The following is a 13,310-nucleotide window of genomic DNA, read 5'->3' on the forward strand; positions in this document are numbered from 1 at the left end:
GTTCTATCGCCACCCGCCGTATCCCAGTACCTGGCGACCCATGATTGGCAACTCGAAGTCCGTGAGCAAGACGTCAGGGAAATCTGGCGACTTCCGGGCGAAGACGGACTCCTTGGCCGGATCATGCTGCCCTTGGCTACCGACTATGTCGACTTCTCCCGGCGCTTCCGTGACACACTTCAAGCCCTCGCCACCATCTATGACTGGGACGCGGCGCAATTGGTCGAACGCATCGCGGCCGCACGGGCTGACCTGTTTTTCGTGCGCCTCGACCAGGAGATGAGTGACGGCACCATCCCGTTCCGGCAGGCCGAAACCACCTTGGAAGCGTTGTTCACGATGATGAGGGCCGCCGCAACCACCGCCGACGATCCGACCCACTCGCACCGGGGTCGCCGATCGGCCGTGGTCACGAACTTCCTCGAAGACGACATTCGTCTCGGACACACCAAGCGCGGCAGTTTCGTGTTCACCGTTGTCACCCGCCTCGGCGAGATTCCGTCATCACAAGGTGCCGGGATGCCGGCGGTGCCCTTTCCTCGCAAAGTGATGACAACGCTGGCAACAGGTCTGCGGTCGGCGCGGCAACTCGCCCTCAATTGGGACGAGCGCGCCCTCGACCACGCGGGGCAGTTGGGTCTGAGTGGCAGTTTGGTCGAGTCGCTGCTGGACCTGACGCAGCCCGAAGCTTTACGCGCACTCGATCTGTCCTTCGACTGGGCGGCCGGCGAGGGGCCACCCGAAGTCGAGACCTCCCGGATTGTGATCGACCGCAACGCGATGGCGGGATTGCCCCGTGTCCGAGAGCGATTGGTTCGGCGTGAGGAGCCGCCGCGTCATCTGACTCTGATCGGTATGGTGCGCACACTCAACCGGGACGACCTCGGTGACGAGGATCAAGAAGCCACGAGCATCGTCCTGTCGACACATGTGGACGGACATCTGCGAAAAGTGCACGTACCACTCGCCGGCGACGATTACCAGTGGGCAATCCGCTCCCACCAGAGCAAGCAGCCGATTGTTGTGTCAGGCGACCTGGTTTTCGAACGCCGTGCTTGGCGCTTGACCGGAACGATCAGCGTGGACCCGAGTTATCTACACCGCGAACGCTGACGTCGAGGTATGAACTACTCCGTCCAGTGCTGGTCGATTCGAGCGTCGCGGTCAACAAGGCCGAAGAGGCGCCACTTGCCCGGGCGGTGACCAGGACTCCACGCACAGCTTGGACTATGTCCAATTCCTGCCGAAGTTGCTGCAACTGGGGGTGAGCGCGTTCTACCTCCAGTTCGCCAGCGAGCCCGATCCGGAGAAGGTGCTCGCCGTGGCCGCCGAGCATCTGCCGGCCGAGGCGTGGGTGTTCATCGGTGTCACCGACCCGATCGACCCGCAGGTCGAGACACCCGAACAGGTGCGTGATCGGGTGCTGCTCGCCGCTCGCTACCTGCCCGTCGAACGGTTGGGCACCTGTGACGACTGCGGTTTCGCACCGTTCGCCGACGACACCTCCACCTCACGGGAGACCGCGTTCGCCAAGATTCGTGTCCGCATCGAGGGCACGGCGCTGGCGGCGACACAACTGCGCCTCTGATCGGTGTGACGCGCTCGTCTCCACCGCTCGGGCATCGATGCCTGCGGTTCTGGTTCGGAGCAGCCCGACGCGACCCCGCCCCATCCGGTCAGCAGCGGTGCAACGCCGTGAGCAGGGTGTCCAGGATCGGTGAGCGCCGGGCGTCGGCGCGCAGCACCGCCGACACCGGGATGCGCAACTTCGGCTCGGCCAAGCGCAAAGCGACCAAGCCCTCGATGGCGCTCTCGGCGTAGAGCACGGTCCACGCGTCGGGCCGGTTGATCAGCTCCATCGTCGCGGTGTGGTCCGGGGGGATGGGTGGCCCGAACGTGGGCCCGGTGGGCAGTTCGGCGAACGTCTTGCGAATCACGGTGTGCAACAACACCTGTTCCTGCTCCGGTGGCAGCAGCAGGGGATACGAACTCAGATCCGCCAGCGTCACCATGTCCTTCGTCGCCAGCGGATGCGCGCTGGAGGTCGCGATCACCAGATCCTCGACCCACAGTTGCTCCACCACGAGCCCGGGTTGGTCGACGCTGCCGCGGATCAACGCGAGGTCGCAGTCGCCGTCGGCCACCGCGGTGATGCGCTGACGGAAGGGTTTGATCACGAACTCGATCTCCGCCTCCGGGTGCGCTGCGCGCGCCCCCGCGATCGCCGACAGCGAGCGGGTGGCGAAGGACATGTTCGCGGCCAGCCGGATGCGCGGACCAACGGTCCGCACGGCCGCGCGGATCGCTGATTCCAGGCTCAGCATTTGTTTCGCGAGGGGAAGTAGCCGGGCGGTGGCGTCGGTCGGCACCACCGAGCGGGTCGAGCGCTCGAACAGTTGCACGCCGAGGTCGCGCTCCAGCCGGGAGATCTGATGGCTGATCGCCGACTGCGAGATGAAGCAGCGCGCGGCGGCGCCGCTGAAGCTGAGCTCTTCGCACACCGCGACGAAGTAGGTGAGCTGCCGAAGTTCCACAGCGGCCTCCTATTAATTACGAATCAAGATAAGAGTCATCTGAATTATGCGCCCAGACACCTGAAATATCCGCCCTCCGGATCGCGGTTCGTAATGAGAGAAGGAGGCTGTCATGCAGTACGTGGATGCGGGAATCGAAACCGCGGGTGTCGTCATTGTCGGATCGGGGTTCGGCGGGCTCGCCGCCGCCAAACAGCTGGCCAAGTCGGGGGTGGACTATGTGCTGATCTCCAGCACGCCCGAGCATCTGTTCCAACCGCTGTTGTACCAGGTAGCGACGGGTGTGCTCACATCGGAGGAGATCGCGCCGCCGATCGCGGGCATCCTGCGCCGCCATCGCGAGGCGGACGTGCGCCTGGGCACGGTGGTCGACATCGATCCCGACCGGGCCATCGTCACCTACGAGCACGAGGGCATGCGCCACCGCATCCGCTACGGCTCGCTGATCGCGGCCACCGGCGCCAGCCAGTCCTACTTCGGCCGGGACGATTTCGCCGAGAAGACCTTCTCGCTCAAGACCATCGATGACGCGCGGCGGCTGCGCGCCCAGATCGAGCGCGTCTTCGCCGAAGCCGCGGGCGCCGACGAGCAGACCAGGCGCAGGCTGTTGAGCTTCGTCGTGGTCGGCGCGGGCGCGACCGGCGTCGAGGTGGCGGGTCAGCTGAAGGAACTGGCGAAACGGCATTTCCACCAGGAGATCTCGGTCACGCTCGTTGAGGGCGCGGGTGAGGTGCTCCCGCCCTTCGGCGGCGGGCTGTCGGAGTACGCGAAGAAGTCGCTGATCCGCAGCGGCGTGGACGTGCTGCTCGGCACGTTCGTCACCGACATCGAGCACGGCAAGGTCACCGTCAAGGACACCGACGGCGTCGAGCACGGCATCGCGGCGGAGACCGTGGTCTGGTCGGCCGGCGTGCAGGCGGGCGGATTCGCGAAGATCCTGGCCGAGGCCACCGGCGTGGCGACCGACCGGGCCGGCCGGCTGCTGGTCAACCCGGACCTGACCGTCGGCGGGTACGCCGACATCTACGCCATCGGCGACATGACCTCGCTCAACGGCTACCCGGGCCAGTCGCCGGTGGCCATGCAGGAGGGTAGGCACGCCGCCGACATCATCCGCCGCAAGAAGCAGCCCGGCACCCCCTTCACCTACTGGGACAAGGGCAGCATGGCGGTGATCAGCCGGTTCAGCGCGGTAACGAAGCTCAACGAGCGCATCACCTTCCGTGGCGTCATCGCCTGGTTCATGTGGCTCGCGGTGCACCTGTTCTACCTGGTCGGCTTCCGCAACCGCTTCGCCGCGGTCGCCTCGTGGCTGGTCGCGTTCATCGGCACCGGACGTCCCGGTTTCGCCGAAGAGCGCACCACCCCGACGAAGGTACGCACCTCGGAGAGCCGCGCCGCGTAACGGCTTCCCGCACCTGAGGAATCGCGCCGCTCCCAGCCGGGAGCGGCGCGATTCACTGCGTCCGGCTTCCGCGCGCACCTTCGGTCCCGGTGCTGGGCCGAGCGCAGTGACTTGTGCGACAAACCGCATGGACGGAAGCGCTGGAGGTGCCGATGAGCGAACGCGGTGGAACCGTTCGGTGAACGCTCGGTGTGACAGTCGTCTCGTTCACCCAACCGGCATCGTCGCGACACTTCGAGGTTGCTGCGGCGCATTCTCGGACTGGCTTCATCGTGGATATGACTATTTCGTCCGTGCTGACAGCCTCGGCTCGACCGACGGAGTCCGGCGAGGAACGGTCGCGCTACTCGCTGGTGGTCTCCTCCGATCTCGACCACCGTGTCGCCGCGCAGCGCCTGCGCTACAACGTGTTCGCCAACGAGCCGGGCTTCCGGATCCCGGACGACGGCACCGGTTTGGACGCCGACCGTTTCGATGAGCACTGCGATCACCTGCTGGTGCGCGACGACGCCAGCGGGGAGTTCGTAGGCTGCTACCGGATGCTGCCGCCGGACAAGGTCGCCGCCGCGGGCGGGTACTACACGGCCACGGAATTCGATCTCGCGCAACTGGATCCGGAGGGCATGCGGATCGTGGAGATGGGCCGCGCCTGCGTGGTCCCCGACCACCGCAACGGCTCGGTGCTCACTCTCATGTGGGCGGGCATCCTGCACTACATCCAGCTCACCGGTTACGAATGGGTGATGGGCTGCGTGTCGGTGCCGATGCAGGACACCCCGGCCGATCCGCCCGGAGTGAACGTGCGCGGCGTGCGCGACATGCTGCTCGGCCGCCACGCCACCGATCCGGAACGCCGGGTGCACCCGTACAACCCGGTTGTCGTCGACGGCAAGCCGCTGGACGAACTGACGCCGCCGCCGCGGCCGAAGCTGCCGCCGCTGGTGCGGGGCTACCTGCGGCTGGGCGCGGAGATCTGCGGCGAGCCCGCGCATGATCCCGCCTTCGCGGTCGCGGACTTCGTCGTACTGCTCGGGCTGGACACCATCAACACCCGGTACCTCGACCGACTACGCGATGCCGCCGCGACCCTCGACGGGGGACGGTGAGGACCGTGGTCTTCGACGCGCCGCCCGCCATGTCCTCCGCGCACGCATGGATGCCGTCGAGCCCCTGTGGGCCCGGCTGTCTGGATTCGATCGACGAAGTCGGCCTGGCACGTGTGGCCGCCCGGCTGGCCGGGGTCGCCGGATTGCTGCTGAGCTTCCCGGTCGCGAACGCGGTGACGCCTCGCGGCAAGCGTGTGCCACTGCAGCGCGGTTACGCGCGCCTATTGCTCGGTTGCCTGGGCATGCGGCTGCGCGTAGTCGACAACCGGGTGGCCGCGGACGAGCGCGGTGTCGTCGATGGGGGCGACGCCGCGCTCCCTCCCGCCGGATTCGGAGCAGCGGACGGCGGCGTATTGGTCGTGAGCGGACACATCGGCTGGACCGATATCGTCGCGCTGGCCTCGGTGCAGCCGCTCGGGTTCGTGGCGCGCGCGGACATGGTGGACTGGCCGCTGATCGGCAACCTCGCCAAGCGGATGCGGGTGATCCCGATCGAGCGCGAGAGTCTGCGTCAGCTGCCCGATGTGGTGGCCGAGGTGGGGGCGCGGCTGGCCGCGGGCGAGCGGGTCGGCGTCTTCCCCGAAGGCACCACCTGGTGTGGCCGCGCCTACGGCACGATGCGTCCCGCGTTGTTCCAAGCTGCCGTGGACACCGGAACTCCGGTGCAGCCGGTTCGGTTGCGGTACCTGGACCGGCACGGCGTGCCCTGCACGGTGCCCGGGTTCGTCGGCGCCGACACCTTCGGCTCGTCCGCGCGACGGGTGCTGCGGTCGCGCGGGATGATCGCCGAAGTAGTGCTGGAGCCGGTACAGCAGCCCGGCACGGACCGGCGCGAGCTGGCCCGCCGCTGCGAGGCCGCCGTCCGCGACAGCGTCGTGTCGCGCCACGGTGCGCTGGAAGCCATGGAGTGGATCGAGGCGGGGCACACCCGGGTGCAGGACCCGTCGGTTGCGGCCGATGCGCCGGAAGTGGTTCGCAGGCCGCGCCGCCGCCCGGTCTTGCTGGGCCGCCGGGGTGCGGCCGCCGCGCGTTAGGAAGGGCGCAGCGCGTGGGTCCGGAGTCGCTGCCGCCGGAGTCCCGTGCTCATCCGCGAATCAGAACCGCGCGCCGCCCGTCCACACGAATCCGGAGCGAACCGCAGGCGGCTCGCTCCGGGAAACGTGAATCGACTCAGAAACCGCTGCCCGTGGGTGGCCGGAACCCGTGGTGCCAACCGTGCCTGCCGTGATCCCAGTCGTCGTGGCGGTTGCGGCCCCGGAACCAGTCGTCGTGGCGTCCCCGATCCCAGTCGTTGTGCCGCCCGTGGTTCCACCTGTCGTGGCGGTGCCAGTTGCTGTGGTCGTGCCGGTTGCGGTGGTCGTGGCCGTGGCCGTGGCCGTGGCGGTGGCCGGGACGGCCGTGGGCCGGCTCGATCTGCTCGGCCGGCTCGAGCACGATCGGACTGGCCAGCGCCGGCACCGCGACGGCGGTGATCGGCATCAGGGCGAGTACGGACGCGGCCGCGGCGCGTGCCAGCACACGTCGAGTACGTCCATGGGGGCGTGGTTCCATCGGAACTTCCTCACATATCGATTCGTCCGGTAGTCGACCGCTCGGCGCACCGGCCCTGGATCCGCTCCGTGATCGGGCCGGGCAGCGATCAACACGTCATTCAACGTACCGCTATATAGCGGTACATTCAATAGGGGAATACCCTGAGATTCGCGCCCCGACGGGGGTATTCGACGGCGCGGCGGCCCGGGAACGCATCCCTCACCGGCGCGCGAGCAGGGGGGAATAACCGGCTGACGGTGACGGCTATCCTTAACTGGTCATGAAGTCGGCTTTTTCGGGTCCGGTCAACGGTGCTGCGCCCCACACGGTCTACCTCGATCACGCGGCCACCACACCGATGCTGCCCGCGGCCATCGAGGCGATGACGGCTGCCCTGCGCACCACGGGCAACGCGTCGTCGCTGCACGGCTCCGGCCGCGCCGCCCGGCGGCTGCTGGAGGAGGCCCGCGAGTCGATCGCCGCCGACCTGGGCGCCCGGCCCTCGGAGGTCATCTTCACCTCCGGTGGCACCGAGAGCGACAACCTGGCGGTGAAGGGCATCTTCTGGGCGCGCCGCGACGAAGATCCGCGCCGGCACCGGATCATCGCCAGTTCGGTCGAGCACCACGCGGTGATCGACGCGGTGGAGTGGCTGGAGCGGCACGAGGGCGCTGAGGTCACCTGGCTTCCGGTGGACGCCGAGGGCGTGGTCGCGCCCGCCACGCTGCGGGCCGCGCTCGCCGCGCATCCCGACGAGGTCGCGCTGATCACCGTCATGTGGGCGAACAACGAGGTCGGCGCCGTCCAGCCGATCGGCGAACTCGCCGCGCTGGCTGAGGAATTCGGCGTGCCGATGCACAGCGACGCGGTGCAGGCGGCGGCCCAGTTGCCCATGGATTTCGCGAAGACTGGTCTTTCCGCGGCGAGCTTCGCCGGGCACAAGGTCGGCGGCCCGCACGGTGTCGGGGTGCTGCTGCTCGGCAGGCAGGTGCCGTGTGTGCCGCTGCTGCACGGCGGTGGGCACGAGCGCGACCTGCGATCGGGAACCTCCGACACGGCGGCGGCCATCGGGCTGGCGGCGGCACTGCGCCAGACCGCGGCCGAACTGCCCGCGCGGACCGCCGAGCTGGTCGCGTTGCGGGAAGCGCTGATCGACGGCATCCGCGCGACGGCGCCCGAGGCGGTGCTCAACGGACCGGTCGGCGAGCGGCGCCTGCCCGGTAACGTGCACGTCACCTTCCCCGGTTGCGAAGGGGATTCGCTGCTTATGCTGCTGGACGCGGCGGGGATCGAGTGCTCGACCGGTTCGGCGTGCACCGCCGGCGTGGCCACGCCCAGTCACGTGCTGATCGCCATGGGCGTCGAGCCGTGGCAGGCGCGTGGATCGCTGCGGTTCTCGCTGGGACACACCTCGACGCGCGCCGATGTCGAGGCGTTGCTGGAAGTATTGCCGCAGGTGGTGGAGCGGGCCAAGGCCGCGGGTCTGGCCGGTGCGAAAGGAGGTGTCTGATGCGGGTACTCGCCGCGATGAGCGGTGGTGTGGATTCGGCCGTGGCGGCGGCGCGTGCTGTCGATGCCGGTCACGAGGTGGTCGGCGTCCATCTGGCGCTGTCGGCGACGCCGGGCACGCTGCGCACCGGGTCGCGCGGCTGCTGCTCGAAGGAGGACGCCGGTGACGCCCGGCGCGCCGCCGACGTGCTCGGCATCCCGTTCTACGTCTGGGATTTCGCCGACCGGTTCAAGGAAGACGTCATCGATGATTTCGTCGCGGCCTACGCGGCGGGCGAAACGCCGAATCCGTGCCTGCGCTGCAACGAGAAGATCAAGTTCTCCGCGCTGGCCGACCGAGCGGTGGCGCTCGGCTTCGACGCGGTGGTCACCGGCCACTACGCGCGGCTCGAGGACGGCGTGCTGCGCCGTGCCGTCGACGCCGACAAAGACCAGTCCTACGTGCTCGCGGTGCTGACCGCGCAGCAGCTTTCGCGCGCGATGTTCCCGGTGGGCGACACGCCGAAGCCGCGGATCCGCGCCGAGGCCGCCGAGCGCGGCCTCGCCGTGGCGAACAAGCCCGACAGCCACGACATCTGTTTCATCCCCTCCGGTGACACCCGCGCCTTCCTCGGCGCGAAGATCGGCATCCGGCCCGGCGCGGTCGTCGACGCCGAGGGCCAGGTGCTCGCGCGGCACGAAGGTGTGCACGGATTCACCATCGGGCAGCGCAAGGGACTCGGGTTGCCGGGCCCCGCCGCCGACGGCAAGCCGCGCTACGTCACCGGCATCGACCCCGATTCCGGCACCGTCCACGTCGGTTCGGCCGACGACCTGCAGGTTCGAACCGTCGAGGCGGAGCGTGCGATCTGGACCTCGGGCTCCGCACCCGCCGGCCCGATCGAATGCGTTGCGCAGGTCCGCGCGCACGGCGGCACCGCGCCCGCGGTCGCCGAAGCGGTGGGCGACGGACTGATCGTGCGGCTGCGTGAGCCGCTGACCGGCGTCGCACGCGGCCAGGCCGTGGTGCTCTACCGGCCGGATCCCGAGGGTGACGAGGTGATCGGCAGCGGCACCATCTCCGGCACCGCACGGGATCAGGTGGCGAGTGAAGCGGAGGCCGAGACGGCCCGGTGATCCGGACCGCCCCGCCTGGTGTGGCCTGCGACGCTGTCCGGTGTAGCCGCTGAGGACGGCGGAGTCCTGTAATGGCGGAATCGAACGGACGGAGCACGGGTGTACGAGACCGGCATGGATGACGTGGCGCAGGAGACTGGGACGGATGTGGCAACCGAGCCGGTTCGCGTTCCGGGCGGCATCGCCACCGGAGTCGGCTCCTGGCCAGGAGCCGATCCCCGCGAGGCCGCCGCGACTGTCGTCGGGGAACTGGGCGAGCTGCCACATCTGGTGGAGCTGCCCGGGCGCGGCGCGGGCGCGGATTCGATCGGCCGTGCGTCCGCGCTGCTGGTCGACCTGCGCTTCGACACCACGCCGAGGGGTTACCGGCTCGCGCCACGCCCGGGTTCGGTGTCCCGGCGGGCCCATGACCTACTGCGCGCCGATCTGGACGCGCTCGAGGAAGCATGGGAGAACGCCGGTTCGTCCGGCAGCGGACAGACGGTGAAGGTGCAATCGGCGGGCCCGCTGACCTTGGCCGCGCAAGTCGAACTACCCGGTGGACATCGCGTGCTCACCGATCCCGGTGCGGTGCGCGACCTGTCGGAATCCCTCGCCGAGGGACTGGCGCAGCACGTCGCCGAGGTGCGCAAGCGGCTCGGCGCGCAAGTCGTCCTGCAACTGGACGAACCGTCGCTGACCGCAGTCCTGAACGGCTCGCTGGGCGGCGTGAGCGTGCTGAACACCGTGCGCGCCTTGCCCGAGCCCGAAGCGCTGGCCGTGCTGGACACGGTGATCGCCGCCCAGTCCGCGCCAGTCCTGGTGCACAGCTGCGCCGAGCCGCCCGCGCTCGGCCTGCTGCGCCGCAGTGCCACCGCGGGAATCGGCTTCGATCTGAGCACCATCGGCACCGGGCAACTCGATGAGGTGGGCGAGGCCCTGGAGGCGGGCAAACAACTGGTGCTCGGTCTCGTCCCGACCGAGGTACCGGCCGCAGCGGTCACCTGGCGAACGTTCGCCGAGCCGGGAGTGCGGCTGATCGATCGGCTCGGCTTCAGCCGCCGGACGCTGGCGCGACGGGTGGCGGTCAGTCCGGCATGCGGTCTGGGGGGTGTCTCGCTGGAGTGGAGTCGACGGGCATTGCGCTTGGCCACGGAGATCGCGCGCGCGTATGCCGAGGAGCCGGAAGAGCTTTCGTTCTCCTGACGTTCGCCGATGGGAATCGCATCGTGGCGGTGCCGGGCTCGGGTCCACCTTGCCTCAACCAGAGAAACAGACCGGTCGGAATCCGTACGATCGGGTGCGGCGACGTGCGCCAACATCCCGATGCGCTGTCAGTGGCCTCCGCTAATGTGCGATGCGTGAGTGACAGCGACAGCGCGGCGGCCCCGGCGACGGCAGAGCAGCGGGTTGAGTGGCAGCGACTCGCGGACGAGGTGCGTGAGCATCAGTTCCGCTACTACGTCCGGGATGCGCCGATCATCTCCGACGGCGAGTTCGACACGCTGTTGCGACGGTTGCAGGCCATGGAGGACGAACAACCGGACCTGCGCACGCCGGATTCGCCGACCCAACTCGTCGGCGGCGGTTTCGCGACCGATTTCACCGCGGTCGACCACCTCGAGCGGATGCTGTCGCTGGACAATGTGTTCGACGTCGACGAGCTACGCGCCTGGGCCGCCCGGGTGGAGGCGGAGACCTGGCCGGACCTGCATTACCTGTGTGAGGTGAAGATCGACGGCGTCGCCCTGAACCTGGTCTACCAGAACGGGCGGTTGGTCCGTGGCGCCACCCGCGGTGACGGACGCACCGGCGAGGACGTGACGCTCAACGCGCGCACCATCGACGACATCCCCGGCGAGCTGACCCCCAGCGACGAGTTCCCCATCCCCGCCCTGCTGGAGGTCCGCGGCGAGGTGTACTTCCGGCTGGAGGACTTCGAGACGCTCAACACCGCCATCGTGGCCGAGGGCAAGCCGCCCTACGCCAACCCGCGCAACACCGCGGCTGGTTCGCTGCGTCAGAAGGACCCGTCGGTCACCGCGCGGCGCAGGCTGCGCATGATCTGCCACGGCTTCGGTCGCATGGAGGGCTACACACCGACCTCGCAGTACGAGGCGTACCGCGCACTCGCCGCGTGGGGCCTGCCGGTGTCCGAGCACAGCAGGCGGGTGCAGGGCATCGACGCGGTGATCGAACGGGTGACCTACTGGGGCGAGCACCGGCACGACATAGAGCACGAGATCGACGGCCAAGTGATCAAGGTGGACGAGACCGCGCTGCAGCGCCGCCTCGGATCCACCTCGCGCGCTCCCCGGTGGGCGATCGCCTACAAGTATCCGCCCGAGGAAGCGACAACCAAGCTGCTGAACATCCAGGTGAACGTCGGCCGCACCGGCCGCGTGACGCCGTTCGCGGTGATGGAGCCGGTGTCCGTCGCGGGATCCACGGTCGCGATGGCCACTCTGCACAACGCCTCCGAGGTCAAGCGCAAGGGCGTGCTGATCGGCGACACGGTCACCATCCGCAAGGCCGGCGACGTCATCCCCGAGGTGCTGGGCCCGGTGGTGGACGCCCGCCCCGAGGACGCGCGCGAATTCGTCATGCCGACGCACTGCCCCGAGTGCGGCACCGAATTACGTCCGGAGAAGGAAGGCGATGCGGATATCCGCTGCCCGAATCAGCAGTTCTGCCCGGCGCAGTTGCGTGAGCGCGTCTACCACGTGGCCGGCCGCGGCGCCTTCGACATCGAGGCCCTCGGGTACGAAGGCGCGATCGATCTGCTGAAGTCCGGCGTCATCACCGACGAGGGTGATCTGTTCGACCTGGACGAGGCGGCGCTGCTCACCACCTCGTTGTACGCCAACAAGAACGGCAGCCTGTCCGCCAACGGCAAGCGGCTGCTGGAGAATCTGGCCGCCGTCAAGGACCGTCCGCTGTGGCGGGTGCTCGTCGGCTTGTCCATCCGGCACGTCGGCCCCACCGCGGCTCGGGCGCTGGCCGCCGAATTCGGCAGCCTGGACCGCATCGAGCAGGCGTCGGTGGAGGAACTGGCCGCCGCCGACGGCGTGGGCCCGACCATCGCCGCCGCGGTGGCGGAGTGGTTCACCGTCGACTGGCATCGGGCCGTGGTGGCGAAGTGGCGGGCCGCCGGTGTGCGGATGGAGGACGAACGCGACGAATCCATCGAGCGCAACCTCGAGGGCCTGTCCATCGTGGTGACCGGTTCGCTGCAAACCTTCACCCGCGACGGCGCCAAGGAGGCGATCCTGGCGCGTGGCGGCAAGGCCGCGAGTTCGGTCTCGAAGAAGACCGCGTTCGTGGTGGTCGGGGACGCGCCGGGATCCAAGGCCGCCAAAGCCGACGAACTCGGGGTACCGATTCTCGACGAGGAGGGATTCCGGCGGCTGCTGGCCAGCGGGCCCGAAGCAGTCGCGCCGGAGACGGTCGCGGAGGACGCCGAAGCCGAGGAGTGACCGGCGCGTCAGACCGATGCGGCTCCGCGCTCGCTCGGGCGCCGATAGGACCGGGATGCGAATGGTCGGCACAGCGCGTCGTGCTGATCGGTTGAAACGGGCGGCCGCCATCGCGCCCCGGCGCTCCCTCGCGTCGCTCTGATCGCAGCGCGGAATGCTCAGCGGGGCAGAACCGTTCGCCGAGCGTCTGGTGCTGGGCCCATACAGCAGCCGTGGAGACCGGCTATCGGTGGCACGAGTCCGGCGACAGCGCTCCGGTGTTCGGGCCGCCGACTCAGTTGACCGTAACCGTGGCGCCCAGTTGACCCGCGATGTCGAACCGCCCGCAACGCCCGGAATTCAATTCGAGTTTCTGCGTCGTCAGCTTGCCGCGGCGGTTCTTGAACGTCGCCTCGGCGGACACGTCCGCGCTCGGCGTCGAGCACACCTTCGACACCACGCCGGGCGGGTCGTAACTGACCGTCCCTGCGCCCTGGCAGGTGTTCGTGCTGTCGGCCAGGAACACGCGTGCGGTGCCCTCCGGACACGGCGCGTCCGCCACCGCTTCCGGCGCCACGACCAGCGTGCCCAGCGCCAGCGCGGCGACGACCGAGCTGCCAACCACAAGACGACGAATCGTCGGCCCCATCGATACCCTCATCCCATCGAACAT

General features: G+C 69.0%; 12 protein-coding genes. 9 read left to right on the forward strand and 3 right to left on the reverse strand.

Going from position 1 to position 13,310, the window contains the following annotated elements:
- Positions 1-132: 132 nt before the first annotated feature.
- Both K8O92_16885 and K8O92_16890 read left to right on the forward strand, forming a co-directional pair.
- Complete coding sequence (locus K8O92_16885; GenBank protein ID UAK29702.1) at positions 133-1,113, forward strand: hypothetical protein; 981 nt, start codon at positions 133-135, stop codon at positions 1,111-1,113.
- Between the two features lie 109 nt (positions 1,114-1,222).
- On the forward strand, positions 1,223-1,588 hold the full coding sequence (locus K8O92_16890) for a hypothetical protein (protein UAK29703.1): 366 nt from the start codon (positions 1,223-1,225) through the stop codon (positions 1,586-1,588).
- 88 nt (positions 1,589-1,676) lie between these two features.
- Here K8O92_16890 and K8O92_16895 read toward each other — a convergent pair whose 3' ends face one another.
- The gene (locus K8O92_16895) at positions 1,677-2,534 is read right to left on the reverse strand and encodes a LysR family transcriptional regulator (protein ID UAK29704.1); all 858 of its coding nucleotides are present in this window, start codon (positions 2,532-2,534) and stop codon (positions 1,677-1,679) included.
- Positions 2,535-2,646: 112 nt separating this feature from the next.
- Here K8O92_16895 and K8O92_16900 point away from each other — a divergent pair, with 112 nt between their 5' ends.
- The 3 genes from K8O92_16900 to K8O92_16910 all read left to right on the forward strand — a co-directional run bounded on the left by K8O92_16900 (position 2,647) and on the right by K8O92_16910 (position 6,079).
- On the forward strand, positions 2,647-3,939 hold the full coding sequence (locus K8O92_16900) for an NAD(P)/FAD-dependent oxidoreductase (GenBank protein UAK29705.1): 1,293 nt from the start codon (positions 2,647-2,649) through the stop codon (positions 3,937-3,939).
- Between the two features lie 278 nt (positions 3,940-4,217).
- A complete protein-coding gene (locus tag K8O92_16905; GenBank protein UAK29706.1) occupies positions 4,218-5,045 on the forward strand; it encodes a GNAT family N-acetyltransferase in 828 nt (275 codons plus the stop codon).
- A gap of 50 nt (positions 5,046-5,095) precedes the next feature.
- Positions 5,096-6,079 (forward strand): 1-acyl-sn-glycerol-3-phosphate acyltransferase, encoded by a 984-nt coding sequence (locus tag K8O92_16910; protein UAK35743.1) that lies wholly within the window; start codon positions 5,096-5,098, stop codon positions 6,077-6,079.
- Between the two features lie 136 nt (positions 6,080-6,215).
- On the opposite strand, the gene K8O92_16915 is transcribed toward K8O92_16910, so the two are convergent.
- A complete protein-coding gene (locus K8O92_16915; GenBank protein UAK29707.1) occupies positions 6,216-6,596 on the reverse strand; it encodes a hypothetical protein in 381 nt (126 codons plus the stop codon).
- Positions 6,597-6,858: 262 nt separating this feature from the next.
- Here K8O92_16915 and K8O92_16920 point away from each other — a divergent pair, with 262 nt between their 5' ends.
- The 4 genes from K8O92_16920 (at position 6,859) to ligA (ending at position 12,658) form a co-directional block, all read left to right on the forward strand.
- A complete protein-coding gene (locus tag K8O92_16920) occupies positions 6,859-8,088 on the forward strand; it encodes a cysteine desulfurase (protein ID UAK29708.1) in 1,230 nt (409 codons plus the stop codon).
- Complete coding sequence (mnmA, locus tag K8O92_16925; GenBank protein UAK29709.1) at positions 8,088-9,203, forward strand: tRNA 2-thiouridine(34) synthase MnmA; 1,116 nt, start codon at positions 8,088-8,090, stop codon at positions 9,201-9,203. The genes K8O92_16920 and mnmA overlap by 1 nt, the downstream gene beginning before the upstream one ends.
- Positions 9,204-9,317: 114 nt before the next feature.
- Positions 9,318-10,388, forward strand: coding sequence for a methionine synthase (locus K8O92_16930; GenBank protein ID UAK35744.1), 1,071 nt, complete (start codon positions 9,318-9,320; stop codon positions 10,386-10,388).
- 155 nt (positions 10,389-10,543) lie between these two features.
- The gene (gene ligA, locus K8O92_16935; protein UAK29710.1) at positions 10,544-12,658 is read left to right on the forward strand and encodes an NAD-dependent DNA ligase LigA; all 2,115 of its coding nucleotides are present in this window, start codon (positions 10,544-10,546) and stop codon (positions 12,656-12,658) included.
- Positions 12,659-12,932: 274 nt separating this feature from the next.
- On the opposite strand, the gene K8O92_16940 is transcribed toward ligA, so the two are convergent.
- Entirely contained in the window at positions 12,933-13,286 is a 354-nt protein-coding gene (locus K8O92_16940; GenBank protein ID UAK29711.1) for a hypothetical protein, read from the reverse strand.
- Positions 13,287-13,310: the final 24 nt, after the last annotated feature.

The organism is Nocardia asteroides (assembly GCA_019930625.1).
In the GTDB taxonomy this organism is placed as follows: Bacteria; Actinomycetota; Actinomycetes; order Mycobacteriales; family Mycobacteriaceae; genus Nocardia; species Nocardia sputi.

Excerpts from the sequence above, each read along its gene's own strand:
- K8O92_16900 (UAK29705.1), top strand. The coding sequence starts at position 2,647 with ATGCAGTACGTGGATGCGGGAATCGAAACCGCGGGTGTCGTCATTGTC.
- K8O92_16905 (UAK29706.1), top strand. The coding sequence starts at position 4,218 with ATGACTATTTCGTCCGTGCTGACAGCCTCGGCTCGACCGACGGAGTCC.
- K8O92_16910 (UAK35743.1), top strand. The coding sequence starts at position 5,096 with ATGCCGTCGAGCCCCTGTGGGCCCGGCTGTCTGGATTCGATCGACGAA.
- K8O92_16915 (UAK29707.1), bottom strand. The coding sequence starts at position 6,596 with ATGGAACCACGCCCCCATGGACGTACTCGACGTGTGCTGGCACGCGCC.
- K8O92_16920 (UAK29708.1), top strand. The coding sequence starts at position 6,859 with ATGAAGTCGGCTTTTTCGGGTCCGGTCAACGGTGCTGCGCCCCACACG.
- mnmA (UAK29709.1), top strand. The coding sequence starts at position 8,088 with ATGCGGGTACTCGCCGCGATGAGCGGTGGTGTGGATTCGGCCGTGGCG.
- K8O92_16930 (UAK35744.1), top strand. The coding sequence starts at position 9,318 with ATGGATGACGTGGCGCAGGAGACTGGGACGGATGTGGCAACCGAGCCG.
- K8O92_16940 (UAK29711.1), bottom strand. The coding sequence starts at position 13,286 with ATGGGGCCGACGATTCGTCGTCTTGTGGTTGGCAGCTCGGTCGTCGCC.